The following is a 23884-nucleotide window of genomic DNA, read 5'->3' as shown; positions in this document are numbered from 1 at the left end:
AGCACTTTAACCTTCCACCGCTAGCATCCCACAAATGCTCCGTGTCCTCACTCTCGCCACGCTCTTCCCAGACGCCAGCCGCCCCAATTTCGGCGGCTTCGTCGAGCGTCAGACGCTGCGCCTTGCCGCGCACCCGGATGTCGCGCTGCAGGTTGTCGCCCCGCTCGGCATGCCGCCCTGGCCGCTATCGCGCGTGTCGCGCTACCAGACACTCGCCGGCCTGCCCGAACATGAGACATGGCACGGCGTCCAGACCTGGCGCCCGCGCTTCACCACCCTTCCCGGGACTAAAGGCCGGTTCCACGCTGGCGCGCTGGTGCGACGCCTAAAACCGTTGCTGACCGCGCTCCGCCGCGATTTCGCGTTCGACGTGATCGACGCGGAATTCTTCTTCCCCGATGGACCGGCGGCGGTCGCGCTCGGGCGGCATTTCGGCGTGCCGGTATCGATCAAGGCGCGCGGCTCCGACGTGCATCACTGGGGCAAGGCGCCGGCCACCGCCGCACAGATCCTGGCGGCGGGCCGGCAGGCCGGCGGGATGCTCGCGGTGAGCGCGGCGATGCGGGCGGACATGATCGCGCTGGGCCTGCCGGAAGCGCGTATCCGGGTACATCACACCGGCGTCGATCTCGCCCGCTTCGCCGTGGTTGATCGCGCGGCGGGCAAGGCGGCGCTGGGCATCGACGGACCGCTGATCGTCGCGCTCGGCGCGCTGATCCCGCTCAAGGGTCATGATATCGTGCTGCGCGCGGTGGCGGCCCTGCCCGGCGCATCGTTGCTGATCGTCGGCGAGGGACGGGAACGCGCGGCCTTGGCCAGCGCGGCCGCGGCGCTTGGCATTAGCGAGCGTGTGCGCCTGCTCGGCGCGCTGCCCCATGCCGAGGTCGCCGCCTTGCTCGCCGCGGCCGACGTGATGGCGCTCGCCTCGGCATCGGAAGGGCTGGCCAATGCCTGGATCGAGGCCCTGGCCTGCGGCACGCCGATCGTCATCACCGATGTCGGCGGCGCTCGCGAGGTAGTGACGACGCCCGCCGCAGGGCGCCTCGCCGCGCGCGATGCCGCGTCGTTCGCCAGCGCCATTGGCAGCCTGCTCGCCGATCCGCCGACTCAGGCGGAGACGCGGCAGGCGGCGATGGGCTTCACCTGGGAGGCCAACACCGCCGCTTTATACGATCACTTGTCCGGTCTGGTCAGCGCTTCTTCCGCCACGTAGCGCCGCGCCATTCGGTCGCCTGGCGATCGGCCAGTTCGACGAGATTGCCCATCTCCACCGGCATGTCGATTAGGTGCAGTCCCCAATCCTTGAGGATCGCCGGCCCGATCGCGACATCGCCGACGATCGTATCGGTGCGCGGATCGGCCGGATCGGCATTCACCGTGATGGCGAGATAGTCGAACCCGCCCTGCGACACGCATTCCGCCGAGATCAATCCCGGCACTTTCACGAATGGCGTGCTGACCGGCGCGCCATCCTTACTCCATGGGCCCATCGCAGCGGAGCCAGTGCCAGCGCCGTTCGCGCCGAGGATCGCATCGGTGACCGCCTTACCGCCGGCCAGTGCCGCGGGATTGGTGCAAGCGGCGACCTGACCCGCAGTCGGCACCTTGCCGAAGCGGCTATTGGCGGGCGGCGGCGAATCGGCGCGGAACGAGACGTAGCTGACGATGCAGCCATATTGTCCCTCCTTGCGGCACACGGGCAGGCGCTTGAAGTCGCCGCCGACATCTTGCCCCGCGGGCACCGCGATATTGGTGCCGAGCAACATGGCCGAGATCAGCCGGCGCTGCACCGGCTTACCCTCGATCTCCTCGGCGATCAGCCGCTTGAGCACGCCCGATCCCTGGCTATGCCCGATCAGCACGACGCCACGGGCGCCATTGTCGCGCGCCAGATAGGCATTCCAGGCGGCCTTGACGTCGGCATAGGCCAGTTCGCGATCCGCCTGCAGCGGCGCGCCGGTCATCGCGCTGCGCAACGCGGTGAGCGTCACCTGGCGATAGAGCGGGGCGAACACGCGGCAATGCTGGCGGAAGCGCGCCGCCTGCGATGTGGCGACGGCGATTTCCTGCGGGCCTGCGACCATGTCGCTGTTCGGCGTCGCATCCATCGACACGGTGGGATAGACGTAGAAACAGTCGAACGGGATCTGCGCGTCCGCGCGCAGTTTCTCGATCTTACGCTTGCCGTCGGCGCGGATCACTGTGACGTCCTGATTCGAGGTACAGGCATCGCTGCGGCCCGGGCGGCACAGCCAGGTCGCATCCTGCGTATAATCCGGCGTCGGCGCGGGACCGGTTTGCGCCGCGGCGGGCGCCGCGACCAGCATGGCCAGCGCAGTGACGAGCATGTTCATGAATTCTCCCCCCGACTCTTATGGTCTTGGGGAAAGTGTATCGTGGAAATCGCCGGCGTCGAGCCGGTTAATCGAGCGGATAGAGCGCGGCGGCGATCCAGCGGCCTTCGCCGCGCAACACCGCCCAGGCGCGCGCCGCGGCGCGGCTGTCCATCGCCTCGACGCCGAAGCCCAAGGCCTCGATCGCGCGAATCAGCTTCGGCGCGGGGCGTACCAGCGAGGGGCCGGTACCAAGCAACACGAATTCGGGCGGCGGATCGAGCGTGAGTATGGGCGCGAGATCCGTCTCGCCAAGGTCAGCCAGCGGCGGCGGCACCCAGCCGTCGGCGCGCTGCGGGGTGATCAGCAGCGCGCGATAGACGCCGTCATCGACCTTGAACCCGCCGGCGGAGAAGCCGGCGATGATCGGGCCATCGGTCTTCGGCTTGTCCATTTTCATGCGCGAATCAGCCCTTCGGCCCAACCCGCTCCGCACCGCTCGTGCCGCGTTCCGGCTTGTCCGGCGCATCTGGATTGGCGCGCAGGCCGAGCGTGATGAGCAGCGAGGACGACACGTAGATCGATGAATAGGTGCCGACGAAGATGCCGAGGATCATCGCCGCAGTGAAGCCGCGCAGCACATGGCCGCCGAGGAACAGCAACGCGAACAGCGCGAGCAGGATGGTCAGCGAGGTCATCACCGTGCGCGGCAACGTCTCGTTAACCGAAAGGTCGACAATCCCGGCCATGTCCATCTTGCGATAGCGCCGCATATTCTCGCGAATGCGATCATCGATGACGATCTTGTCGTTGATCGAATAACCGATGATGGTGAGCACGGCCGCCACGATATTGAGGTCGAACTCGAACTGCGTCAGCGCGAAGAAGCCAAGCGTCATGAGCAGATCGTGGACGATGGCGACGACGGTGGAGACGCCGAACTGCCATTCGAACCGCACCACGGCGAACAGGCCGATGCCGAGCACCGCGAGCACGACGGCCAGGATGCCGTTGCGGATCAACTCGTCCGAAACCTTGCCCGAGACGGTCGAGTAACGCGAGAAGGTCGCGCCCGGAAAGGCTTGGCCGACGGCGGCCTCGACCTTGCGCACGACGGCATTGGTCGCGCCTTCGTCGGCGCTTTCGACCACCGGCAGGCGGATCGTCATGGTCTTGCCGTCACCGAACGGCTGCAGCTGAGCGTCGCCGACGCCGAGGCGATCGATCGTCTGGCGCAATTGATCGACATTGGGCGCGGTGACGAACTTTTCCTCGATCATCAGGCCGCCGACGAAATCGACGCCGAAATTGAGACCTTTGGCCCAGACCAGCCCGACCGAGGCAAGACTCAACGCCATGGTCAGCGCGAACGCCCATTTGCGTAAGCTGACGAACGGCAGGTTGGTATTGTCGGGGACGATTTTCAGCAGGCGCATCTTACGACCTCGTCATGCCAGCCAAGGCTGGCATCTTGATGGGGCGGGCGCGGCACGCGCCACGCAGAGATCCCAGCTTTCGCTGGGATGACGGGGGAGGGATCATATGTTGATATCCGTCGGCCGGTTCTTGCGCAGCCACAACGCGATCATCATGCGGGTGAACACCACGGCGGTGAACACCGAGGTGGCGATGCCGATCAGCAGCACGACCGCGAAGCCCTTGACCGGGCCGGAACCCAATACGAGCATGATCACGCCGGAAATGGCGTGCGTCACATTGGCCTCGAAGATCGTCCGGCTGGCTTCCTTGTACCCCAGCTCGACCGCTTGGACCACGTTGCGACCGCGCCGGCGTTCCTCGCGAATACGCTCGTTGATCAGCACGTTGGCGTCGACCGCGGTGCCGATGGTCAACACGAAGCCGGCGATGCCGGGTAGCGTCAACGTGCCGTTGAGCAAGGCCAGCACGCCGACGATGACGATCACGTTGATGACCACGGCAAGGTTCGCGTAGAAACCGAAGCGGCCATAGGTGAGGAACATGAAGATGATCACCGCGGTCACCGCGATGACCGAGGCAAGAATGCCCGCGCGGATCGAATCCGCGCCGAGATCCGGCCCGACGGTCGATTCCTCGATCACCTTGAGCGGCACGGGCAATTTGCCCGAGCGCAAGGCGATGGCCAGCTGGTTGGCCGTATCGACCGTGAAGCTGCCGGAAATGCTCGCCGTGCCGCCGAGGATCGCCTCGTTGATATTCGGCGCGGAAATCACCTTGTTGTCGAGGATGATGGCGAACGGCTTGCCGACATTTTCCTGCGTCACGCGGGCGAAGCGGCGGCCGCCTTCGCTGTTGAAGGTGATCACCACCTGCGGCTCGTTGCCGTCCGGCGAGAAACCCTGGCGCGCATCGGTCAGCTGATCGCCCGAAATGATTGCCGAACGCTTGACCGCGATCGGCGCGCCGCCCTCCTGATATTGCAGGATCTGGCTACCGATCGGGGCCTGGCCCTTGGCCACCGCAACGGGATCGGCGGCGATGTCGACGAGCTTGAATTCGAGCTTGGCGGTCTTGCCGAGCAGATCCTTCAGCGCCTGCGGATTCTGCAAGCCGGGCACCTGCACGACGATCCGCGTATCGCCCTGGCGGACGATGGTCGGCTCGCGCGTGCCAAGCTGATCGATACGCGTGCGGACGACTTCGGTGGCATCGTCGACCGCGGTCTTGATCGCCGCCTTTAGGCCGGCCTCGCTCGGCGTCATGACGAAGCGCGAGCCGTCGACGACCTGGATGTCCCATTCGCGCTGCCCGGTCATGCCGACGCCGCTGCCGGCGATCTCGAGCAGTTTCTCGCGCGCCGCATCGACCTGGCTCGAATCGCGCAGCATGAAGCTCAGCTTGCCGTCGCGCTCGGACACGTCACCGGTCTCGATCCGCGGCGAACCGCGGCGCAACTCAGTGACGACGCGGTCGCGCATTGCATCGAGCCGCGTCTGGGCGACGTCCTTGGTGTCGGCCTCGAGCAGCAGATACGAGCCGCCGGCGAGATCGAGGCCGAGGTTGATGCGTGGATGGGGGAATCTGCCCCATTTGGCGGTGGTGGATTCGGGCAGGAAGCTCGGCACCGCCAGCAGCATCAACGCCGCCAGGAAACCGAGGATCGAAAGCACTTTCCAGCGCGGGAAATCGAGCATTGCGGGGTCAGTCGTTCGCGGGCTTGGCCGTGCCGACGCCGGTCACGTCGGTCAGCGTCGCCTTGACCACGCGGACGCGCGTGTTGGCGGCGATCTCGATTTCCACGATGGTGTCCTCGACCTTGGTCACCTTGCCCAGGATGCCGCCGGCGGTAACCACCGAATCACCCTTCTTCACCGCATTGACCGCCGCCTGCATGGCCTTCATGCGGCGCTGCTGCGGGCGGATCATCAGGAAGTAAAACACCACGAACACGAGCAGCAACGGCGCGATGCTGGCGAACATGCCGAGCGGGCTGGAGCTCGCCGCGGCGCCGGTGGTCTGGGCGAAGGCTTGGGGAATCAACATGCGGCTACCTGAATGGAGGCGCGCGGGGATGGCCCACGCTATAAGCGCCGCGCGCTATCATCAACGTGGCAGGGGTGCAACAAACGGATGACGGACAAGCCGTGCCGCAATCGCGGCGCTTGCATCCTGTGGCCAGCGGGCATACACGCCCGCCCTCGGTCGGGGCGTAGCGCAGCCTGGTAGCGCATCACACTGGGGGTGTGGGGGTCGCAGGTTCGAATCCTGTCGCCCCGACCAAGAATTTCCGCTCCCCTTCAGTCCAGGCCGGCGCGCATTGCCGCGCCCGCCACGAACGGCGCGCCCGCCAGCAGCAACAGACTGACCGCGCCGAGCAGCTTGACTGCGCCGCTGCCGCCGTCGATCGAGCCCGCGCCGAAGATCAGCAACGGTATGGCGAGCGGCAGCATGACCAGCCCGGCGACCGCGCCAGCGCCGCGCAGCCCGGCGACCAGCGCCGATGTCGTCACCGTCAGCGCGGCCAGGCCGGGCGTGCCGATGAGCAGGCCGAGTTCCACCGCGAGCAACGTGTCGGCAGACAGATCCAGCAATCCCGCGGCGGCGATCGCGGCCAGCATCAGCGGCGGGCCGAAGCTCAGCCAGTGCGCGACGATCTTGGCCGCCGCCACCGTCGCCATGTTCACCCCGCGCACGGCCAGTTGGTCGAGCATTCCCGCCTCCAGATCGGGCGCGACCAGCCGCTCGACCGGCAGCAGGGCCGCAAGCAAGGCCGCGGCCCAGATCACCCCGCCGCCGACCCGCGCCAGCAGCCGCGCATCGGGCCCGATGGCGAACGGGAACAGGATCGCGACGAGCAGGAAGAAAGCGACGACCAACGTCACGCCGCCGCCGGCCCAGGCGCGGCGCACATCGCGTACGATCAGGGCAGTGATCACGCTCATGCCGTGCCGGCCAGGTCGATACGCTGCGCGCCGGGCAGCGCCAGCGGCAGATGTGTAGCAACGAGCGCGATACCCCCGCCACTGCGGTGCTGCGCGATCGCCGCTTCGAGCATGGTTACCGCCGCCGCATCAAGCCCGTTGGTCGGTTCGTCGAGCAGCCACACCTCTGCCCCGCTGGCCACCACGCGGGCGAGGCCGGCGCGTTTCCGTTGCCCGGTAGACAGCAGCCGCACCGGCACGCCGGCCAGGGCGGTCAGTTCGAACGCGGCGAGCGCCGCCGTCACGGCATCGCGCCGGCGGTCGATGCGCGCCCAGAAGCCCAGCGCGTCAACCAGCGGCAATTCCGCGTCCATCGCGCTCGCCTCGGTCAGGAACGCACGCGCGCCTGCCACCGCTACCGTGCCCGCGGCCGGCCGCAACAAGCCGGCGGCAACGCGCACCAAGCTCGACTTGCCCACACCGTTCGGGCCGACCACCAACGCCGCCTCCCCCGCCGCCAGCGCCAGGGACAAGCCGGCGAACAAGATCCGTCCGCCGCGCGCGCAGGTCACGCCCTCCAACGCCAGCGCCGCGCTCAAGCGACCGCCGCCTCCAGCGTGTGCATGTCGTCGTCCGACAGGCCGAAATGATGTCCGATCTCGTGGATCATGACATGCGAGACGAGCGCCCGCAGCCCGACCCCGGTCTCGATCCATTCGTCGAGGATGGCGCGGCGATAAAGATGGATGCGGTCGGGCGGCGCGCCGGAATCGCTGGAGGATTTATCGCCCAGCGGGCGGCCATGATACAGGCCGGTCAGATCGAGCGGATGATCGATGTCGAGCGCCGCCAGCGTCTCGTCATCGGCCAGATCCTCGACGATCAACACGACGTCGCCGAGATGCGCGCGAAATTCGGCCGGGAGGCCTTCCAGCGTCGCCAGCGCAATCTCCTCGATCGCCGCCGTGTCGGGCGGAACATCGCGGACGGGTTGATCCAAAGCGGCCATCGGCTAAGCCTTACGCATTGGGCGCAAGTTGCGCCAGCGGGAGAGAGACGTGGCGATCGAGCAACTGAGCGACGCCGAGCGCGCCGAAGCCTTGGATGCGCTCGACGAATGGGATTATGACGAGGCGCGCGACGCGATCACCCGCACGCTGACCTTGGCCGATTTCAGCCAGGCCTTCGCCTTCATGACGCGCGTCGCCTTGCTCGCGGAAAAGGCCGATCATCATCCCGAATGGTCGAACGTGTGGAACCGCGTCGACATCCTGCTCACCACGCATGACGCCGGCGGCCTGTCGCACCGCGACGTCGATATGGCCCAAGCGATCGACGCGCTGCTCGACGCCTAGCGCAGCCCGCTGCGCATCGTCTTGCGCAGCTTGCCCGGCATCCAGCGGGCGGCGAACGCCATGCGCTTGGCGGTCTTGCCGACAAAGGTGTGCAGTCGATCGCCATGCACCGCCGCCCAGGCCGCTTCCGCCACTGCTTCAACCGCAGTCAGTTCCAGCCCCGCGCCGGTCACCGCGTCGCGGATCGAGCGGTTCGATCCGCCGACCGCGCTGGCCAGCAGCGGCGTATCGATAAAGCTCGGCACGATGGCGCGCACCTTGATGCCGCCGCGATCGACGCCCGCGCGCGACCATTCGCCGTCCAGCCCCTCGCTCATCGCGCGCACCGCGAACTTGGTCATCGAATATGGCACCAGCCCGGCCGAGCCATAGATGGCCGATGCCGAGGCGGTATTGAGCAGGCACGATCCCGGCGTGCGGGCGAGATAGGCGTAGCCGATCCGCGCGCCGTTCAGCGCGCCCATCAGGTTGATCGCCACGACCCGATCGAGCTCGGCGAAATCGCTTTCGGCCAGCGGCCCGCCAGTACCGATCCCGGCATTGTTGAACAGCACGTCCAGGCGCCCGCCGCTGGTGGCCGTAAACGCGTCCAGCGTCGTCCCCCAGGCGTCGCGGTCACGCACGTCCATCACATATGTGCTGACCAGATCGGCGGGCAACAAGGCCGCGGTCTCGGCCAGGCCGGCGGCGTTGACGTCGGCCAAGCCGACCCGCCAGCCGCGCGCGGCGAATAGTTGCGCCGTAGCGCGGCCGATACCGGAGCCGCCGCCGGTGATGAAGATCGCTTTGGGAAAGGTGGTCGCCATTCTACTCTCCGTCATGCGGGACTTGTTCCGGTATCCACAGCGAAGCACAGTCTCTCGTCCTTGCTTTGCGGCACGTCGGCCCGCGGAACAAGTCAGTAGCGCTTCCGCCGCCCCCCACTCCGCTTCCCCGGCGGAGGCCGGGGCCCAGTCGCGATGGCAGATGTAACGTAGTGCACCGCACTAAATCCGTGTTCCGCAACTGGGCCCCGGCCTTCGCCGGGGAAGCGCTGAAGGAATCGTGGCGACTTCCGTTTGACCCTCTTCACCCGCTCCCGCACAACCGGCGCCATGCAACGCCAATCGCCCGGCCCGCCGATCACCTTTGCCAGTGTGGCCAAACACTACGGCCCGGCCACCGCCGTCGATACCGTGTCGGTCGAGGTCGCCGGCGGCAGCTTCGTTGCCTTGGTCGGCGCGTCGGGATCGGGCAAATCGACCTTGCTCAAGATGGTCAACCGGCTGGTCGAGCCCAGCGCGGGCCGCATCGCCATCGGCGGCGAGGACGTGACAGCGGCCGAGCCGTACGCCCTGCGCCGCCGGATCGGTTACGTGTTCCAGAATATCGGCCTGTTTGCGCATATGACGGTGGCGGAGAATATCGCCATCGGGCTGCGTATCGCCGGCCTGCGCGTGGACGGGCGGGTCGCCGAACTGCTCGAGCTGGTCGATCTCCCGACCGATTTTGCCGCCCGCCGGCCCGACGCCTTGTCCGGTGGGCAACGCCAGCGAGTCGGCGTGGCGCGCGCGCTCGCCACGGCGCCGGGGCTGATGCTGATGGACGAACCGTTCGGCGCGCTCGATCCGGTGACGCGCGACCAATTGGGCGCGCGCGTGCGGGAGCTGCACGATCGGCTCGGGCTGACCACGATCATGGTGACGCACGACATGGCCGAGGCGTTGCTGCTCGCCGATCGCGTGCTGGTGATGGAGCGCGGCCGCATCGTTGCCGACGCCACGCCGCGCGCGCTGCTGGCCGGCGCGGGCGGTGCCGCGGCGGATGCGCTGGTTGCGGTGCCGCGCGAACAGGCGCGCCGCCTGCAGGCGCTGGAGCGCGAAGCGTGAGCGCGTTCATCGAGGCGATGGGCCGCGTGCCCGATCTGCTGGCCGCGCACCTGCTCGTCGCGGCTTCGGCGCTGCTGCTCGGGCTGGTGATCAGCCTGCCGCTCGCCGTGTGGTCGGCGCGGCACCCGAGCGTCGCCCGCGTCAGCCTGGGGTTCGCCAGCCTGGTCCAGACCATTCCGAGCCTGGCGTTGCTGGCCTTATTCTATCCGTTGCTGCTGTCGCTGTCGGCGCTGCTCGGCGGCGGCATTCCCGCGCTCGGCTTCCTGCCATCCTTGCTCGCGCTGACGCTCTACGCGCTGCTGCCGATCCTGCGCAACGGCATTACCGGCCTGAACGGGCTCGACCCCGCCGTGATCGAGGCCGCCGACGGCGTCGGCATGACGCCCGGGCAGAAGCTTCGTCTGGTCGAGGCGCCGCTCGTTGCGCCGGTGCTGATGGCCGGCATCCGCACCGCCGCCGTGTGGACGATCGGCGCGGCAACGCTCTCCACGACGGTTGGCCAGCCGAGCTTGGGCGACATGATCTTTGCCGGGCTGCAGACGCAGAACTGGGCATTGGTGCTGGCCGGCTGCCTGAGCGCTGCCGGGCTGGCATTGGCAGTCGATGCGCTGCTCGGCGTGATCGAACACGGCATCCGCCACCGCCGCCGGGCGCAGATCTGGATCGCCGCGGCGGTGCTGGCGCTCGGCGTCGGCGTCGCGCTCGCGCCGCTCTGGCCACGCGCCGGCGACGACAAGGTGCTCACGATCGGCGCCAAGGGTTTCTCCGAACAGTTCATCCTCGCACGGCTAATCGGCCACAAATTGGAGCGCGCGGGCTATCGCGTGCGCTACCGCGAGGGGCTAGGCTCGGCCGTCGTGTTCGGCGCGCTGAAGAGCAATGATATCGACGTCTATGTCGATTATTCCGGCACCGTCTGGGCCAATGAGATGCGCCGCAGCGACGTGCCCGATCGCGCAGCCATGCTGCGGCAGATCGGCGCGTGGTCGCAGCAAAAGTTCGGCGTCACCCTGCTTGGCTCCTTAGGCTTCGAAAACGCCTATGCCTTTGCTATGCGCGGCGACGATGCGGCCAGGCGCGGCATCGTCTCGCTCGACGATCTCGTCGCCGCAGCGCCCGCGCTGGACTTCGCCGCCGATCTCGAATTCCTCGAGCGCCCGGAATGGGCGGCCGTCAAACGCGCCTATCCGTTAAAATTTAAATCGGCGCACGCTTATGCCCCGACCTTCATGTACCGCGCGCTAGACAGCAAACAGGGCGACGTGATCTCGGCTTTTTCGTCCGATGGGCGCATCGCCGCGCAAAAGCTCACCGTGCTGAGCGATCCGCGCCGCGCGATTCCGAGCTACGATGCGATAGTGCTCGTCTCGCGCCGCGCATCACGCGACCAAAAGCTCCGCGATGCGTTGAGGCCTTTGATCGCCCGCATCCCCGTCGCGGCGATGCGGGAGGCGAATTACATGGTCGATCGCGATGACGACAAGGCCACGCCAGAACAGGCGGCGCGCTGGCTCGAGAAGAAGGTCGGACTCGAACGCCGCACGGGCGTGCGCTGATGGCGATCGCCGATCTGTCCCCCGTCGCGCACGTCAAGCGCCGCATCGTCGGCCAGGTACGCGCAGTGTTCAACGATCAGAAACGGGGGCAGCAGCCGGTGCAACGCCGCACCGACGGCCTGTTCGGGCCCGGTTCCGCGGCCTGGGCGGTGCATGGCGACGTCACCACCATGATGGTCGGCGGGGTCGCGTCGCTGCTCCTGCAGATGCTCCACCCCGCCGTGCTGGCCGGCGTGTGGGATCATAGCGATTTCAGGAACGACATGCTCGGCCGCCTGCGGCGCACGGCGCGGTTCATCGCCGTCACCACTTATGGGTCGCGCGATGATGCCGAGGCGCTGATCGCGCGCATCCGCAAAATCCACCATCATGTGCTCGGCACGCTGCCCGATGGTACGGCCTATACGGCGGACGATCCCCGCTTGCTCGCCTGGGTGCATGTGACGGAGATGACCAGCTTCCTCGATGCTTGGTTGGCCTATGGCAATCCGGCGATGTCGCTGGCCGATCAGGATCGCTATTTTGCCGAAGTGGCGTTGATCGGCGAGAAACTCGGCGCCGACCCCGTGCCGCGCAGCAAGACCGAGGCGCTGGCGCTGATCCAGGCGATGCGCCCCGAACTAGTCGCCGATGCGCGCAGCCGCGAGGTCGCGCAGATCGTGCTATCGCAACGCGCGCCGAAGCTGGCGGCGCAACCGATCCAGGCGGTGGCCTTTCAGGCGGCCGTCGACCTGCTGCCCCGCTGGGCGCGCGAGATGCATGGGCTGCCGGCGTCGGGCCTGGGGCGGCCTTTGGTCGCGGCGGGCACGTTCGGCCTGGCCAAGACGCTGCGCTGGGCGTTCCAGAGCTGACGCTTTCGCGCTTGCGGCAATGCCCTATCCCTCGCACACTCCCCCCATGTCCAGCATGCCGACCGTAACCACGCCGGGCGCCGACGCCAGCCGATCCGCCGTGACGCTACCCGCGCGCCCCGAAGCATTGCGCCTGGCACCAGAACATACCGCGATAATCGTCATCGACATGCAGAATGCCTATGCTAGCCCCGGCGGCTATGTCGATCTTGCGGGGTTCGACATCGCCGGCGCGGCCGCGGCGATCGCGCGCATCGGCATGGTGCTGGACACCGCCCGCAGCGCCGGGATGCCAATCGTGTATCTGCAGAACGGCTGGGATCCTGACTATCATGAGGCCGGCGGGCCCGGCTCGCCCAATTGGCACAAGTCCAACGCACTGAAGACAATGCGCGCGCGGGCCGAACTGCACGGCCAGTTGCTCGCCCGCGGCGGCTGGGATTACGACATCGTCACGGCGCTCGCCCCGCAGCCGGGCGATCTGCGCGTGCACAAGACGCGCTACTCCGCTTTCTTCAATTCGCAGCTTGACAGCGTGTTGCGCGCACGCGGCATCCGCAACCTGGTGTTCGTCGGCATTGCCAGCAACGTCTGCGTCGAAAGCACGCTGCGCGATGGCTTCCACCTCGAATATTTCGGCGTGATGCTGGAGGATGCGACGCATCATCTCGGGCCGCCGGCGATGCAGCAAGCGACGGTCTACAATATCGAGAAGTTCTTCGGCTGGGTCTCGACCGTGGCCGATTTCCGCGCCGCGTTCGGGCCGAGGGAATGAGCCGCCGTGCTCCTGCGAAAGCAGGCGAACTCGAATGATTACCAGTCCCACGGGCTAAACGCCGAATACACCCTGGGGTGACGACAAGGACCTAAGGAACGAACATGCCCTTCACGCCGATCAACCCGCCGCAATTCCCCACCCCGATCGCGCCATATTCAGCCGGCGCCAAGGCCGGCAACACTGTGTACGTCTCGGGCGTCCTTGCGCTCGGCGAGGGCGGCGCGGTGCTCCATGTCGGTGATGCCGCGGCGCAGACGCGCCATGTGCTCGACGTCATCAAGATCACGTTGGAAGCGGCCGGCGCCACCCTCGCCGACGTGGCGATGAACCATATCTTCCTCAAGGATCTCGGCGATTATGCCGCGTTCAACGGGGTCTATGCCGAATATTTCCCCGGCGCGAAGCCGGCGCGCTATTGTATCCGGGCCGATCTGGTGAAGCCCGATTGCCTGGTCGAGATCGCCTCGGTCGCCCATCTTGGCTGAGGCCGCCGGGCTATATTATGAGGAGCATGGCAGCGGCCCGCCGCTGATCCTGTCCTCCGGGCTCGGCGGCTCGGCGAACTATTGGCAGCCCAACATTCCGGCGCTGGCCGAGCATTTCCGCGTCATCGCCTATGACCATCGCGGTACCGGGCGCAGCGACCGCGCGCTGCCGGCGATGACCTCCGTCGAGGATATGGCCGCCGATCTTCTGACGCTGATGGATGCGCTGGGCATCGAGACCATGAGCCTTGTCGGTCATGCGCTGGGCGGCATGATCGGCATCGAAACCGCGCTGACCACGGCGAGGATCGATCGGCTGGTGGTGGTCAATGGCTGGCGCACGCTCAGCCCGCATACGCGGCGCTGCTTCGATGTCCGGCTCGATCTGCTGCGCGACAGCGGCCCGACGGCCTATCTGCGCGCGCAGCCGCTGTTCCTGTTCCCGCCCGACTGGATCGCGACGCACGATGCCGAGCTGGTCGCCGAGGCCGCGCATCAGCGCGCCGACTTTCCCGGTGTTGCGACGATCGAGAAGCGGATCGCCGCCGTGCGCGCCTATCGCCCCGCGGCGCTCGATCTTGCCGACACCGCATCCTGGCTGGTCATCGCCACGCGCGACGACATGCTCGTGCCGGTGCAGAGCGCGTTGAACGTGGCCACGGCGGCAGCCACGGCGGTGACGCTCGACTGGGGCGGCCACGCCTGCAACGTCACCGATCCCGACACCTTCAACCGCCTCGTCCTCGATTTCCTCAGGAGCTAATCATGCAGGTCGGCGTCTTCGTTCCCATCAACAACAATGGCTGGCTGATCAGCGAGACCGCACCGCAATATCTGCCGAGCTTCGACCTGAACAAGCAGATCGCGCTCTCGGCAGAAAAGCACGGGCTCGATTTTCTGCTGTCGATGGTCAAGCTGCGCGGCTTTGGCGGCAAGACCGAGTTCTGGGAATATGGCCTGGAGAGCTTCACGCTGATGGCCGGCCTCGCCGCGGTGACCGAGCGGATCAAGATCTACGCCACCTGCCCCACGCTGATCATCCCGCCGGCGTTCGCCGCACGGATGTGCAACACGATCGATTCGATCAGCCATGGCAGGTTCGGCTTGAACCTGATCACCGGCTGGCAGCGCCCGGAATATAGCCAGATGGGTTTGTGGCCCGGCGACGAGCATTTCCGCAACCGCTACAAGATGCTCGACGAATATGCCCATATCCTGCGCGACGTGTGGGCCACGGGCGCAAGCGACTTCAAGGGCGACTATTACCAGATGGACGATTGCCGCGTGCGTCCACAACCCGCGGGCGACATGAAGATCATCTGCGCCGGTTCGTCCGAGGAGGGCCTCGCTTTCTCCGCCAAATGGGCGGACTATGCCTTTTGCCTGGGCAAGGGCGTGAACACGCCAACCGCCTTTTCACCCAATAATGACAAGCTGGCGCTGGCCACCGCCAAGACCGGCCGCGACGTTTCGATCTTCGTATTGGTGATGATCATCGCCGCCGAAACCGACGCGGAAGCGATGGCCAAATGGCGATCCTACAATGACGGCGTCGATCTCGAGGCGATCGCCTGGCTCGCCGATCAGGGCGCGGCGGACAAGCACAATAAGGACACCAATGTCCGCCAGCTCGCCGCCCCCGAGGGCGCGGTGAACATCAACATGGGCACGCTGGTCGGCAGCTATGCGAGCGTCGCGCGGATGCTCGACGAGATGGCCGCCGTGCCCAATACCGGCGGCGTTCTGCTGACGTTCGACGATTTCGTCGCCGGCGTGGAGGCGTTCGGCACGCGCATCCAGCCACTGATGGAAAGCCGCCAGCATATCGTCACGCCAGGCTGAACGACGGCGTGACGCGGATCACCCCGCGCCCGGCGCCGCCTGCAACAAGCCGAGCGGCAGGGGGCGGGCGAAATGGAAGCCGTATTCGCCCTTTTCGACCCAGCGAATCGCACCGGACAAAGCAATTTCGCGTCCAGGCACGATGATCTGCCCGGTTTGGCCGAGTTCGAGCGCGATATCGGCGGCGAGACGCACACCGCGGGCGGAGATATTGCCAATATCCACCGCCACGGCGCGACCGTCGATCAGCAGCACGGCTCTGAGCGCCACCGGGTAGCGTGGCGCCCGCGCGAGGAAACTGTCGTCGCCCATCAGGCAGAATACCGCATTGAGATTCTGCGGATGATCGAATTCGATGCCCGCCCTGGTGCCGCGCACCCAACGCACCGTCGCCGCGGCCAACGGCATGCCGCGCATCTCCACCGCGACACGCGCGCCCACCTCGGTGGCAAAGTCGATCCGCACCATCAAGCCGAATTCGGACAGATTGAGCACCGGGCAGGCGATCGTCTCGCTACCGTCATGGATCGTACCGACCAGCAGCACTGTGGAGATGCGCTCGGCCCAACGCATGCTCGGCATGCCGCGGGATAGTGAGGGGAAAGGCAAGACGGTCACGCTCCTTTCGCCGGTGACGTGGCGCGCAAGTGGCGCGCGCGGAAGCGCACGCGTTGCCAAAAGGTCGCATCCGCTAGCCGCCATTGTCGGATCGCCTCGCTGCTCAAGGCTTCTATCATCACGTCTGTTTCGCCGACGCTACGCAACGCAAATGCCGCAGCGAATTCGTTGAGCGCCGTGCCGCCATCCGCTTCCGCCAGCGTGCGGAACGCACGCGCATCGCCTAATGCCATCATTGCAACTTCGCCCGGTGGCGCAGGCGAAGCCGGCCGACACGCGCGCGGTCGGCGACATGCGCGGCATGACTAAGCGCGGCGTCGTGGGGCAAGCGCTTGCCGGCTAGCCTCTTGGCATCGCCAATGGTGAAGACGCTGGCGGCGATCGTGCTCGGCAAAAGGTGCGGGCTCGATCTGCCCAGCGGCAATGCCCGCGCTCCCCTCCCCCGATATTGGTTACGCTCTACTCGCATGCTGACCCCGAACGTTCACGTCCGGGGCAATTTTTATGCGATCCAGATTAATGAAAAGCTACGATCTCGATTCGGGCCGGTTCGCCTGCCATTATCAAAATAGGTCGTATAACGGTTTGATTTCAAGCCGTTGCTTCATCGCCTTGCACGCCCCGATAGTTAATCGGGCGCCGATCTAGATGGGGCAATGAAGCCTTGGCTAGGCGCACCGAAGCGCCGCACTCCCCTGGTCCAGTGGCTAGGCGACCCTTGGACCAAGCAGATACCGGCAATTCCCTGCAGCGGTATCGCCAAGATCCGGCGGGTAAACGGCTCAGCTTTCGTCGGCAAGCTCGCTTAGATAGCGGGCCATCGCATCATAGCCGCGATCGCTGAGCGATATATCGATGCGCCGGCGATCCACGGTATCGGTGACGCGGTCGATCAGCCCGGATTTGTGCAGATGATCGATCCAGCGCTGCGATGTAGTCGCCGGCGCGTCGCTGCAGGATACCAGCGCCTTTACGTTCATGCTGTGATCGGTCTGGTAGATGATGAACAACGCCACGAGCATTTCCCAGGCCGGTTCGTGGAACAGATCGGCGGGGAAATAGCGCCGTCGCGCCTTACGCACCGCCAGCTGCTGCCGCGCACGCGCGACCAAGTTGACCGGTGTGAGCGGATCCGTGCCGTTCGCATCCCCCACCGCGCGACCCGATGCAATGATCCGATCAGCCCGCGAGCTGAACTCGCCAGCGATATCCCCCAGCTTGGTACTAAGGTCCTTGATCAGGTCCTCGACGCTTTCCATCGTGTTGCTCCCCCTGTGCCGAAACAATACAGCCCGTTTTGGCTATCCTGTCCCCTCAATCACGTTCAAACCGGTTCCGCATTTGGGTCATTAACATGTATCATAATTCCGGTGTAGTACCGCACACATTGATTTATGTGATGCCAAGCATTCACCGTGACTGGTCTCGTGGTTGGGTAAGTCTACGCGACCGCACAATTTGCGGCGTGCGCGGCCACCTCAGGGCGTCCTTGACGTGACCCGCCGCAACCGCGCACAAGACCATCGGGACCGGCCGACAACAAAACCATAGCAGGCCGTATCTACCCGGGAAAAGCCCGGATATTGGGACTTTCCGGCCTGGCATGTTTGGTCGGCGGCGACGCATGCGGTACAGTTTGCAGTTCCGGAAGCGCTGCGGGGCCTGTATAGGACAACGCCTACCGGGCCGTCGTCCGGCTCCCTTTTTCCGGAGGACCAGATGGACCCGCTGCGGGTATACACATTGCTGCAAGAGGCCTGTCGGGCGCTTGAGCGGATGGGCGATCACGCGATCGCCGCGCATGTCGGCCAGTCGATGGCGCTGATCGAGCACAAATATGGCGTCGGTCGCGATCATCTCGATGTCGGCGCGGTCGAGAGCAGGTGAGCGGTGGCGCGGCCGTCAACGATCGCGCGAAATTTCCGCACGCTCTCCGGGGTCGGCTGGCGGCGCCAGGCGTTCGCCGAAGCCGCGGACAGCATGCTGGCCGCTCGTATCGAACTGCTGGTGCGACCATTCAACCGCATGTCGCCGCGCTTCGGCACGTTCGTGCGCCCCGATGATCCGCGCTTCGCTCCCGCGCGCGCCACAGCAAAAGAGCTGCGCCTGGGGCGCAGCATCGGCTGGGCAATCCGCGCCACGGCACCGTTCATGCCGTTCCGATCGATTTGCCTGCACCAGGCGATAGCGGGCACGCCACGCTGCGTCGTCGCGGCGTGCCCGGTGTGATCCATCTTAGCGCGGGCCGAGGCGCCGATCGCCCGCTCGATGCGCAAGCCTGGTTAGAGACCGGCGGCGTCAAGGTGACCGGTTATCCGGTCGAGGCCAATCTCACCGAACTCGGCTGCTTCGTCTGACCGATCGATAGCCGAAGCGGATGCCGCCAGCGCCCCACTGGGGCGCCGGCGACGTGCGCGTCACGCCTTAAGTTCGCCGGTGGTGCGCAAGCCGGCCGCATCGGCTTCGCCGATCTGTTGTTCGCCGGCCAGCGCGTGATCGGCATCCTGCAGCGTATCAAGATGCATCAGCCGCTTGATCAGCGGCGCGACGAGCAGCACCGCGACACCGGCACCGATCGAGATCCAACCAATCAGTTGATAGACGTCGAGCACGGTCTGCTGCCCCGCGCCGGGGCCCGAAGCCGCTTCCGCGCCGGTCGCTGCCGAGATCAGCCCGGCGGTGAAATTGCCCGCCGCCGAGGCGAAGAACCAAGTGCCCATGATCAGCGAGGCCATATGCGCCGGGGCAAGCCGGTTCATCGCCGACAGGCCGACCGGCGAGAGGCAAAGCTCACCCATCGTGTGCAGCAGATAGAGCAGGAAGATGAACAGGACCGGCGTGGGCAGGCCGTGCCCCGTCGCCGCCGCGCCCGCGACTAGCACCAGGAAGCCGGCGCCCAATTGCAGCAAGGCTAGACCGAACTTGGCTGGCGCCGACGGCTCGAGGTCCTTGCGCCCGAGCACCGTCCACAAGGTCGCGAAGACCGGGCCGAGCAGCACGATATAGGCGGCGTTGATCGACTGGAACATCGAGGCCGGCACGCCAGAGCGGGAAACGTAGCGATCGGTGTACAGGCTGAGCGACGAGCCGGCCTGTTCGAACAAGGCCCAAAATAGGATCGAGCCGAGGATCAGGAACATGGCGGCGAAGATGCGGTTGCGATCCTCGCGCGGCAATTTGGTCACCGCGAAGGTCAGCACATAGCCGACCAGCACGATGCCGGCGACGAGCAGCAGCCAGCCGACCGCATCCTGATACTGGATCAGCACCCAGATGCCGAGTACCGCGACGAGACCGATGCCATAGAGCAGCCATTCGAGCGGCACGCCCAGCACCGGTTGCTTGAGCCGCGCGGGATCGGGCGCTTCGCCCTTGCCGAGCAACAGCGGTTTGCCGAGGATGAAAACGATCAGTCCGAGCAGCATGCCGACACCGGCTGCGCCGAAGCCGTACGACCAGCCATAGACCTCACCGAGATAACCGCACGCCAGCGAACCGAGGAACGCACCGACATTGATGCCCATGTAGAAGATCGTATAGGCGCCGTCGCGGCGCACATCGGTGCGCGGGTAAAGCTGCCCGACGATCACCGAGATATTGGCCTTCAGGAAGCCGGCGCCGACGATAATGAAGGCCAGCGCGAGCCAGAACATGTTGATCGCGCTCGATCCCTGCCCGCCGGTGCCTTCGAAGCCCATCAGGAAGTGGCCGAAGGTGAGCAGCACCGCGCCGTAGGTCACGGCCTTGCGTTGCCCAAGATAGCGATCGGCGAGATAGCCGCCGAGCACCGGCGTGATGAACACCAGAGCGGTATAGGCGCCGTAGATGACGCCCGATTTCTCGTCAGAAAACAGCCAGTGTTTTGTGAGGTAGAAAATCAGCAGCGCGCGCATGCCGTAATAGGAGAAACGCTCCCACATTTCGGCGAAGAACAGAATGAACAGCCCCTGGGGGTGCCCCAGAAACGTCTTGCCGCTGTTTGCGGCGTGGTACGCACTCGCCATGTGGCGGAAACTCCCTGAAACCCTCAGCCGCTCTTGGGCGACCTGATGCGCGGCAACCTAGCGGCAATCGCCCGGGTGTAAACATCCGTCCCGACACGCTAGAGGGCGGCGATGACCTTCAACGATCGCACCACTCCGCTCTCGCTGCTCGCTACGCGCCGCTCGGGCAAACCGCGCGACCTGATCGCCCCTGGCCCCGATGCCACTGCGCTCGACCAGATCCTGACGATCGCCGCACGCACGCCGGACCATGGCAAGCTCGCGCCATGGCGCTTCGTGATCGTCGATGCGGACGCGCGGGATGCCTTGGCGACGGTCATCACCGACGCCTATCGCGCCGAGCGGCCGCAGGCGTCGCGCAGCGAAATCGATTCGCTCGAACAGTTTGCGCATCAGGCCCCGGTCTTGGTCGTGGTGCTATATGCGCCCAAGACGGAGAGCCATATTCCCTTGTGGGAGCAGGAATTGTCAGCCGGCGCGGTGTGCATGAATTTGCTTCACGCGGTGCATGCGCTGGGCTTTGCCGGCGGCTGGCTGACCGGCTGGCCGAGCTTCAGCGACGCGGTACGCGATGCGTTTGGCGCCGCGCCGGAGCGCATCGCCGGATTCATGTTCATCGGCACGCCGGCGCGCCCGCTCGACGAACGCCCGCGGCCGGACCTGGCACGGATCGTGTCGCATTGGGCGCCTGCGCATAATCGAGATCAACACGCTGGACGAAACGGCCCATTGCTGTATTAAGGCGCTATGACAGCGCTCAACAGCGAAGACAGCCCGGTATATCTGAAGCTGCGTGCGACGATTTCCGCCGCGATCCTGCGCGGCGATTTTGGCGCCGGCGATCAGCTGCCTTCGGTCCGCGCGCTCGCCGCCGAGCATGGCGCCAATCCGCTGACCGTGGCCAAGGCCTATCAGAGCTTCCAGGACGACGGTTATGTCGAGGTGCGCCGCGGCGTGGGCATGTTCGTGTTGGCGGGCGCGGCGGAGCGACTGAAGCTGGCCGAGCGGGACTTGTTTCTGAAGACGAGCTGGCCGCGAATCAGGAGCCATATCGATCTGCTTGGGCTTGATGCGGCGGATCTGCTGGAGCGGGAACGGGTTTAGCCTCCCCAACCATCTCCTACCGCCATTCCGGATTTGGTCCGGGATCCAACGGGTGGCTGTGGATGGGAATTTAAAGGCGAGGATTGCGGGCGCGGCACCTTGGATCTCGGACCAAGTCTGGGATGACGGTGGTTTGAGTGGCGAAGGAACGACGCCTAAGCCTCGAACACCCCCAAAGCCGCCACGTCCTCCGCGCTCAGATCGATCCCGAACAACATGCTCAAGCGCAGCTTGTACACCCGCGGATCGCTGATCTCCGCCGCCGTCTCGTCCGCGCCGTTACGCCGGCGATAGGACAGGCCGTTCAAACTCGCGAAACCGTTCGGCAGCACGATGCTGACGATGCGATTCCGCGTGAAGCGGCTTGCCAACGCGGTGGCGCACCAATGATTGGCCATCGCCAGGTCTGCATCCCACACGTGCGCCAAAGTGAAGCTGTATTCGCGCTGCCACCCCTCGCCGGCGTCACGCGACAGCATCCAGCCATAGGTCGCGTCGGCATCGAGCCGGAACGTCGCCCCGTCGGGCGCGGTAGCAGTGGCGCCGTCCTGCACCGGCATTGGCGGGGTATAGCTGCCGCCGAAGCCGGGATCGGCGATCCAGTCCTGCCCGTCGATCGTCACCAGGCTCAGCGTGTGCGTCTGCCCCGGCGTCTGTTCGGGATTGAGGATCCACACCCGCCCGAGCAGCGGCCGCGCGACGAAGCCCAGTGCCGCCAGCGCGTCGCCGAACAAGCGGTTATGCTCGAAGCAATAGCCGCCGCGCCGCGCGGTAACGAGCTTGGCGAACACGCTGCCGCTATCGATGGCGATCCCGCGACCCAGGATCACGTCGAGATTCTCGAACGGGATGGCCAAGCGATGTGCCCGCTGCAGCCGCGCGAGCCCCTCGGCGTCGGGCGACGGCCGCGCGCCGAGCGTGAGCCGTGCGAGATAGGCGTCAATGTCAAAGCTGCGATCAAAGCTCATGCCGCGAACGCTTCCGCCTCGACCGAATACAGCACATCCGCCTTGGCGGTCGCCGCCGCCTTCAGGCCGAGCGCTTCGGGCACGATCTGCTCGACATAGAAGCGCGTCGCCGCCTTCTTCATGGCGAGGAAGCTGGCATCACCTTCGGCACCTTCGGTCGCGCGACCAAGCCGCTCCATCAGCCAACCGCAGGTCGCGACCGACAGCATGGTGAGGAACGGATAGGAACCAGCCAATTTATCGTCGGCATCAAGCGCCATCATGCCGCGCCCGATCTCCTCGCACGCGTCGATCAACTGGATCAGCCCGGCATCCTGCGCTTCGGCGCGCATATCCGCGATCAGCGCGGCAAAGGCGCCGCCATTATCGAGCCCGAGCTTGCGGCCGACCAGATCGGCGGCCTGGATGCCATTAGTGCCTTCGTAGATCGGGGTGATGCGCGCATCGCGGAAGAACTGCGCCGCGCCCGTTTCCTCGATATAGCCCATACCCCCGAACACCTGCACGCCGATCGAGCTCACTTCGCAGCCGATATCGGTGCCATGCGCCTTGGCCAGCGGCGTCAGGATCTCGAGCCGGTTTTGCGCGCCAGCTTCGCCGAGCGTGGCGCGATCGACTTGCGCCGCCGCAAGATAGACGAGCGCGCGTGCCGCCTGGGTTTGCGCCTTCATGCGCATCAGCATGCGACGGACGTCGGGATGTTCGACGATCCGCACCGAATCGCGACTGGCCGAACCGGCGCGGGCGGATTGCACGCGCTCCAGCGCGTAGGCGACCGCTGCCTGGGTCGCGCCCTCGGCCACCTGCACGCCCTGCAGGCCGACATTGAGCCGCGCATTGTTCATCATCGTGAACATCGCGCGGATGCCGCCGAACTCGCCGCCGATCAGCTCGCCGATGCAATCGTCGTTATCACCGAAGCTCAGCACGCAGGTCGGCGAGGCATGGAGGCCCATCTTATGCTCGATCGACACGACGCGAACATCGTTGAACGCGCCCGGCGTGCCATCCGCGTTGAGCCGGTATTTCGGCACGAGGAACAGCGAAATGCCCTTGGTGCCGGCCGGCGCGCCCGGCGTGCGGGCGAGGACGAGGTGGACGATGTTCGGCGCCATGTCGTGATCGCCGAACGAGATGTAGATCTTGGTGCCCTTGATGGCGAACGTGCCGTCCCCCAGCGGCTTGGCGGTGCTGCGCAGCGCGCCGACATCGGAGCCGGCCTGCGGCTCGGTGAGGTTCATCGTGCCAGTCCACTCGCCGGTGGCGAGATGGGGCAGATACAGCGCTTGTTGCTCAGGCGATCCGTGATGCGCCAGCGCCTCGATCGCCCCCACGGTCAGCGTCGGGCACAAAGCGAAGCCCATATTGGCCGAGCCCAGAGTCTCGATCACCGCGGTCTGGATCGCGAAGGGCAGCCCCTGGCCGCCGAATTCCTCCGGCACGCCGATCGTGCCCCAGCCGCCTTCGACATAATCGTGATAGGCCTGCACGAAGCCGTCGGGCATCACCACGCCCTCGGCGGTCCAGGTCGCGCCGACCGTATCGCCTATTCGCGCAAGCGGCGCCCATTCGCCCTCGGCCAGCTGCCCGACGCCGTCGAGCACCGCATCGACCACATCGTCGCTGGCGGCGGCGAAGCGTTCGCTGCCGGCGAGCTCGGCGATGCCGGTGATGTGGGTCAGTACGAAGCGTTGTTCGGCGGTGGCGGGCGTGAAGGGCATGGCTCTTATCCTGTCGGTTTGCGGGCGCTATAGCCTCGCC

29 protein-coding genes and 1 tRNA gene are annotated in these 23884 nt (G+C 66.2%); 15 read left to right on the top strand and 15 right to left on the bottom strand.

All coding sequences use genetic code 11. The features are described 5' to 3' along the window. The first annotated feature begins 34 nt into the window (after nucleotides 1-34). A complete protein-coding gene (locus tag U1739_RS16635) occupies nucleotides 35-1213 on the top strand; it encodes a glycosyltransferase (protein WP_332709694.1) in 1179 nt (392 codons plus the stop codon). On the opposite strand, the gene U1739_RS16630 is transcribed toward U1739_RS16635, so the two are convergent. The 5 genes from U1739_RS16630 to yajC all read right to left on the bottom strand — a co-directional run bounded on the left by U1739_RS16630 (nucleotide 1191) and on the right by yajC (nucleotide 5816). Next, nucleotides 1191-2354, bottom strand: coding sequence for a DUF3089 domain-containing protein (locus tag U1739_RS16630; protein WP_332709693.1), 1164 nt, complete (start codon nucleotides 2352-2354; stop codon nucleotides 1191-1193). The two genes, U1739_RS16635 and U1739_RS16630, sit on opposite strands and share 23 nt — an antisense overlap. Before the next feature lie 67 nt (nucleotides 2355-2421). Beyond that, nucleotides 2422-2793, bottom strand: a complete 372-nt coding sequence (locus U1739_RS16625; RefSeq protein ID WP_332709692.1) for an Mth938-like domain-containing protein — start codon at nucleotides 2791-2793, stop codon at nucleotides 2422-2424. 7 nt (nucleotides 2794-2800) lie between these two features. Then, complete coding sequence (gene secF, locus U1739_RS16620; RefSeq protein WP_332709691.1) at nucleotides 2801-3769, bottom strand: protein translocase subunit SecF; 969 nt, start codon at nucleotides 3767-3769, stop codon at nucleotides 2801-2803. A 102-nt stretch (nucleotides 3770-3871) separates the two neighbouring features. Next, nucleotides 3872-5467, bottom strand: coding sequence for a protein translocase subunit SecD (gene secD / locus U1739_RS16615; RefSeq protein WP_332709690.1), 1596 nt, complete (start codon nucleotides 5465-5467; stop codon nucleotides 3872-3874). Nucleotides 5468-5474: 7 nt separating this feature from the next. Then, nucleotides 5475-5816 carry a preprotein translocase subunit YajC gene (yajC, locus tag U1739_RS16610; protein ID WP_332709689.1) on the bottom strand — a complete coding sequence of 114 codons (342 nt, stop codon included), beginning with the start codon at nucleotides 5814-5816 and terminating at the stop codon, nucleotides 5475-5477. Between the two features lie 160 nt (nucleotides 5817-5976). On the opposite strand from yajC, the gene U1739_RS16605 reads away from it, so the two are divergent. Further along, a tRNA-Pro gene (locus U1739_RS16605) sits at nucleotides 5977-6053 on the top strand. A gap of 17 nt (nucleotides 6054-6070) precedes the next feature. On the opposite strand, the gene U1739_RS16600 is transcribed toward U1739_RS16605, so the two are convergent. The 3 genes from U1739_RS16600 to U1739_RS16590 are packed head-to-tail and all read right to left on the bottom strand — an operon-like array spanning nucleotide 6071 to nucleotide 7703. After that, nucleotides 6071-6715: a heme exporter protein CcmB gene (locus U1739_RS16600; protein ID WP_332709688.1), complete on the bottom strand. Its 645-nt coding sequence runs from the start codon at nucleotides 6713-6715 to the stop codon at nucleotides 6071-6073. Next, on the bottom strand, nucleotides 6712-7293 hold the full coding sequence (ccmA, locus tag U1739_RS16595) for a heme ABC exporter ATP-binding protein CcmA (RefSeq protein WP_332709687.1): 582 nt from the start codon (nucleotides 7291-7293) through the stop codon (nucleotides 6712-6714). The genes U1739_RS16600 and ccmA overlap by 4 nt, the downstream gene beginning before the upstream one ends. Beyond that, the gene (locus U1739_RS16590) at nucleotides 7290-7703 is read right to left on the bottom strand and encodes a metallopeptidase family protein (RefSeq protein WP_332709686.1); all 414 of its coding nucleotides are present in this window, start codon (nucleotides 7701-7703) and stop codon (nucleotides 7290-7292) included. The genes ccmA and U1739_RS16590 overlap by 4 nt, the downstream gene beginning before the upstream one ends. A 49-nt stretch (nucleotides 7704-7752) precedes the next feature. Between U1739_RS16590 and U1739_RS16585 the strand changes: the two genes are divergently transcribed. Beyond that, a complete protein-coding gene (locus U1739_RS16585; RefSeq protein WP_332709685.1) occupies nucleotides 7753-8049 on the top strand; it encodes a 4a-hydroxytetrahydrobiopterin dehydratase in 297 nt (98 codons plus the stop codon). Here U1739_RS16585 and U1739_RS16580 read toward each other — a convergent pair. Next, a complete protein-coding gene (locus U1739_RS16580; RefSeq protein ID WP_332709684.1) occupies nucleotides 8046-8855 on the bottom strand; it encodes an SDR family oxidoreductase in 810 nt (269 codons plus the stop codon). The two genes, U1739_RS16585 and U1739_RS16580, sit on opposite strands and share 4 nt — an antisense overlap. A gap of 288 nt (nucleotides 8856-9143) precedes the next feature. Between U1739_RS16580 and U1739_RS16575 the strand changes: the two genes are divergently transcribed. The 7 genes from U1739_RS16575 (at nucleotide 9144) to rutA (ending at nucleotide 15429) form a co-directional block, all read left to right on the top strand. After that, nucleotides 9144-9917, top strand: coding sequence for an ATP-binding cassette domain-containing protein (locus tag U1739_RS16575; RefSeq protein ID WP_332709683.1), 774 nt, complete (start codon nucleotides 9144-9146; stop codon nucleotides 9915-9917). A 17-nt stretch (nucleotides 9918-9934) separates the two neighbouring features. Further along, entirely contained in the window at nucleotides 9935-11473 is a 1539-nt protein-coding gene (locus tag U1739_RS16570; protein ID WP_443025589.1) for an ABC transporter permease/substrate-binding protein, read from the top strand. Continuing rightward, complete coding sequence (locus U1739_RS16565) at nucleotides 11473-12324, top strand: oxygenase MpaB family protein (RefSeq protein WP_332709681.1); 852 nt, start codon at nucleotides 11473-11475, stop codon at nucleotides 12322-12324. The genes U1739_RS16570 and U1739_RS16565 overlap by 1 nt, the downstream gene beginning before the upstream one ends. A gap of 55 nt (nucleotides 12325-12379) precedes the next feature. Continuing rightward, nucleotides 12380-13099, top strand: coding sequence for a pyrimidine utilization protein B (gene rutB, locus U1739_RS16560; protein ID WP_332709680.1), 720 nt, complete (start codon nucleotides 12380-12382; stop codon nucleotides 13097-13099). A gap of 104 nt (nucleotides 13100-13203) precedes the next feature. After that, nucleotides 13204-13587: a pyrimidine utilization protein C gene (gene rutC, locus U1739_RS16555; protein WP_332709679.1), complete on the top strand. Its 384-nt coding sequence runs from the start codon at nucleotides 13204-13206 to the stop codon at nucleotides 13585-13587. Next, nucleotides 13580-14350, top strand: a complete 771-nt coding sequence (rutD, locus tag U1739_RS16550) for a pyrimidine utilization protein D (RefSeq protein ID WP_332709678.1) — start codon at nucleotides 13580-13582, stop codon at nucleotides 14348-14350. Before rutC ends, rutD begins: the two co-directional genes overlap by 8 nt. 2 nt (nucleotides 14351-14352) lie before the next feature. Further along, nucleotides 14353-15429, top strand: coding sequence for a pyrimidine utilization protein A (gene rutA / locus U1739_RS16545; protein WP_332709677.1), 1077 nt, complete (start codon nucleotides 14353-14355; stop codon nucleotides 15427-15429). 18 nt (nucleotides 15430-15447) lie between these two features. Here the strand turns inward: rutA and U1739_RS16540 are convergent, their stop codons facing one another. From U1739_RS16540 to U1739_RS16530, 3 genes are all read right to left on the bottom strand, one after another. After that, on the bottom strand, nucleotides 15448-16002 hold the full coding sequence (locus U1739_RS16540; RefSeq protein WP_332709676.1) for a PilZ domain-containing protein: 555 nt from the start codon (nucleotides 16000-16002) through the stop codon (nucleotides 15448-15450). 41 nt (nucleotides 16003-16043) lie between these two features. Then, a complete protein-coding gene (locus U1739_RS16535; protein ID WP_332709675.1) occupies nucleotides 16044-16283 on the bottom strand; it encodes a hypothetical protein in 240 nt (79 codons plus the stop codon). Between the two features lie 546 nt (nucleotides 16284-16829). Then, nucleotides 16830-17306, bottom strand: coding sequence for a MarR family transcriptional regulator (locus U1739_RS16530; protein ID WP_332709674.1), 477 nt, complete (start codon nucleotides 17304-17306; stop codon nucleotides 16830-16832). Nucleotides 17307-17766: 460 nt separating this feature from the next. On the opposite strand from U1739_RS16530, the gene U1739_RS16525 reads away from it, so the two are divergent. Genes U1739_RS16525 through U1739_RS16515 form a run of 3 tightly spaced genes read left to right on the top strand, consistent with a single transcriptional unit; the run spans nucleotide 17767 to nucleotide 18404 of the window. Beyond that, nucleotides 17767-17934 carry a hypothetical protein gene (locus tag U1739_RS16525; protein ID WP_332709673.1) on the top strand — a complete coding sequence of 56 codons (168 nt, stop codon included), beginning with the start codon at nucleotides 17767-17769 and terminating at the stop codon, nucleotides 17932-17934. A 3-nt stretch (nucleotides 17935-17937) separates the two neighbouring features. Further along, nucleotides 17938-18276: a lasso peptide biosynthesis B2 protein gene (locus tag U1739_RS16520; RefSeq protein ID WP_332709672.1), complete on the top strand. Its 339-nt coding sequence runs from the start codon at nucleotides 17938-17940 to the stop codon at nucleotides 18274-18276. After that, a complete protein-coding gene (locus tag U1739_RS16515; RefSeq protein WP_332709671.1) occupies nucleotides 18273-18404 on the top strand; it encodes a hypothetical protein in 132 nt (43 codons plus the stop codon). The genes U1739_RS16520 and U1739_RS16515 overlap by 4 nt, the downstream gene beginning before the upstream one ends. A 60-nt stretch (nucleotides 18405-18464) precedes the next feature. Here U1739_RS16515 and U1739_RS16510 read toward each other — a convergent pair whose 3' ends face one another. Next, complete coding sequence (locus tag U1739_RS16510; RefSeq protein WP_332709670.1) at nucleotides 18465-20051, bottom strand: peptide MFS transporter; 1587 nt, start codon at nucleotides 20049-20051, stop codon at nucleotides 18465-18467. A gap of 111 nt (nucleotides 20052-20162) precedes the next feature. On the opposite strand from U1739_RS16510, the gene U1739_RS16505 reads away from it, so the two are divergent. Both U1739_RS16505 and U1739_RS16500 read left to right on the top strand, forming a co-directional pair. Beyond that, complete coding sequence (locus U1739_RS16505; RefSeq protein WP_332709669.1) at nucleotides 20163-20792, top strand: nitroreductase family protein; 630 nt, start codon at nucleotides 20163-20165, stop codon at nucleotides 20790-20792. A gap of 6 nt (nucleotides 20793-20798) precedes the next feature. Then, on the top strand, nucleotides 20799-21155 hold the full coding sequence (locus U1739_RS16500) for a GntR family transcriptional regulator (protein ID WP_332709668.1): 357 nt from the start codon (nucleotides 20799-20801) through the stop codon (nucleotides 21153-21155). Nucleotides 21156-21310: 155 nt separating this feature from the next. Here the strand turns inward: U1739_RS16500 and U1739_RS16495 are convergent, their stop codons facing one another. Both U1739_RS16495 and U1739_RS16490 read right to left on the bottom strand, forming a co-directional pair. Further along, nucleotides 21311-22123 carry an arylamine N-acetyltransferase family protein gene (locus tag U1739_RS16495; RefSeq protein WP_332709667.1) on the bottom strand — a complete coding sequence of 271 codons (813 nt, stop codon included), beginning with the start codon at nucleotides 22121-22123 and terminating at the stop codon, nucleotides 21311-21313. Continuing rightward, nucleotides 22120-23844, bottom strand: a complete 1725-nt coding sequence (locus U1739_RS16490; RefSeq protein WP_332709666.1) for an acyl-CoA dehydrogenase family protein — start codon at nucleotides 23842-23844, stop codon at nucleotides 22120-22122. The genes U1739_RS16495 and U1739_RS16490 overlap by 4 nt, the downstream gene beginning before the upstream one ends. Between the last annotated feature and the right edge of the window lie 40 nt (nucleotides 23845-23884).

It is taken from the genome of Parasphingomonas puruogangriensis (assembly GCF_036663635.1).
Lineage (GTDB): Bacteria > Pseudomonadota > Alphaproteobacteria > Sphingomonadales > Sphingomonadaceae > Sphingomonas.
Note: the sequence above shows the minus strand (reverse complement) of the source record. Positions and strands in the feature narration are given on the sequence as shown.

What these genes read in the sequence shown, in the direction of transcription:
- U1739_RS16635 (WP_332709694.1), top strand. Translation starts at nt 35, where the DNA reads ATGCTCCGTGTCCTCACTCTCGCCACGCTCTTCCCAGACGCCAGCCGC.
- U1739_RS16630 (WP_332709693.1), bottom strand. Translation starts at nt 2,354, where the DNA reads ATGAACATGCTCGTCACTGCGCTGGCCATGCTGGTCGCGGCGCCCGCC.
- U1739_RS16625 (WP_332709692.1), bottom strand. Translation starts at nt 2,793, where the DNA reads ATGAAAATGGACAAGCCGAAGACCGATGGCCCGATCATCGCCGGCTTC.
- secF (WP_332709691.1), bottom strand. Translation starts at nt 3,769, where the DNA reads ATGCGCCTGCTGAAAATCGTCCCCGACAATACCAACCTGCCGTTCGTC.
- secD (WP_332709690.1), bottom strand. Translation starts at nt 5,467, where the DNA reads ATGCTCGATTTCCCGCGCTGGAAAGTGCTTTCGATCCTCGGTTTCCTG.
- yajC (WP_332709689.1), bottom strand. Translation starts at nt 5,816, where the DNA reads ATGTTGATTCCCCAAGCCTTCGCCCAGACCACCGGCGCCGCGGCGAGC.
- U1739_RS16600 (WP_332709688.1), bottom strand. Translation starts at nt 6,715, where the DNA reads ATGAGCGTGATCACTGCCCTGATCGTACGCGATGTGCGCCGCGCCTGG.
- U1739_RS16590 (WP_332709686.1), bottom strand. Translation starts at nt 7,703, where the DNA reads ATGGCCGCTTTGGATCAACCCGTCCGCGATGTTCCGCCCGACACGGCG.
- U1739_RS16580 (WP_332709684.1), bottom strand. Translation starts at nt 8,855, where the DNA reads ATGGCGACCACCTTTCCCAAAGCGATCTTCATCACCGGCGGCGGCTCC.
- U1739_RS16575 (WP_332709683.1), top strand. Translation starts at nt 9,144, where the DNA reads ATGCAACGCCAATCGCCCGGCCCGCCGATCACCTTTGCCAGTGTGGCC.
- U1739_RS16570 (WP_443025589.1), top strand. Translation starts at nt 9,935, where the DNA reads ATGGGCCGCGTGCCCGATCTGCTGGCCGCGCACCTGCTCGTCGCGGCT.
- U1739_RS16565 (WP_332709681.1), top strand. Translation starts at nt 11,473, where the DNA reads ATGGCGATCGCCGATCTGTCCCCCGTCGCGCACGTCAAGCGCCGCATC.
- rutB (WP_332709680.1), top strand. Translation starts at nt 12,380, where the DNA reads ATGCCGACCGTAACCACGCCGGGCGCCGACGCCAGCCGATCCGCCGTG.
- rutC (WP_332709679.1), top strand. Translation starts at nt 13,204, where the DNA reads ATGCCCTTCACGCCGATCAACCCGCCGCAATTCCCCACCCCGATCGCG.
- rutA (WP_332709677.1), top strand. Translation starts at nt 14,353, where the DNA reads ATGCAGGTCGGCGTCTTCGTTCCCATCAACAACAATGGCTGGCTGATC.
- U1739_RS16540 (WP_332709676.1), bottom strand. Translation starts at nt 16,002, where the DNA reads ATGCGTTGGGCCGAGCGCATCTCCACAGTGCTGCTGGTCGGTACGATC.
- U1739_RS16535 (WP_332709675.1), bottom strand. Translation starts at nt 16,283, where the DNA reads ATGATGGCATTAGGCGATGCGCGTGCGTTCCGCACGCTGGCGGAAGCG.
- U1739_RS16530 (WP_332709674.1), bottom strand. Translation starts at nt 17,306, where the DNA reads ATGGAAAGCGTCGAGGACCTGATCAAGGACCTTAGTACCAAGCTGGGG.
- U1739_RS16525 (WP_332709673.1), top strand. Translation starts at nt 17,767, where the DNA reads ATGGACCCGCTGCGGGTATACACATTGCTGCAAGAGGCCTGTCGGGCG.
- U1739_RS16510 (WP_332709670.1), bottom strand. Translation starts at nt 20,051, where the DNA reads ATGGCGAGTGCGTACCACGCCGCAAACAGCGGCAAGACGTTTCTGGGG.
- U1739_RS16505 (WP_332709669.1), top strand. Translation starts at nt 20,163, where the DNA reads ATGACCTTCAACGATCGCACCACTCCGCTCTCGCTGCTCGCTACGCGC.
- U1739_RS16500 (WP_332709668.1), top strand. Translation starts at nt 20,799, where the DNA reads ATGACAGCGCTCAACAGCGAAGACAGCCCGGTATATCTGAAGCTGCGT.
- U1739_RS16495 (WP_332709667.1), bottom strand. Translation starts at nt 22,123, where the DNA reads ATGAGCTTTGATCGCAGCTTTGACATTGACGCCTATCTCGCACGGCTC.
- U1739_RS16490 (WP_332709666.1), bottom strand. Translation starts at nt 23,844, where the DNA reads ATGCCCTTCACGCCCGCCACCGCCGAACAACGCTTCGTACTGACCCAC.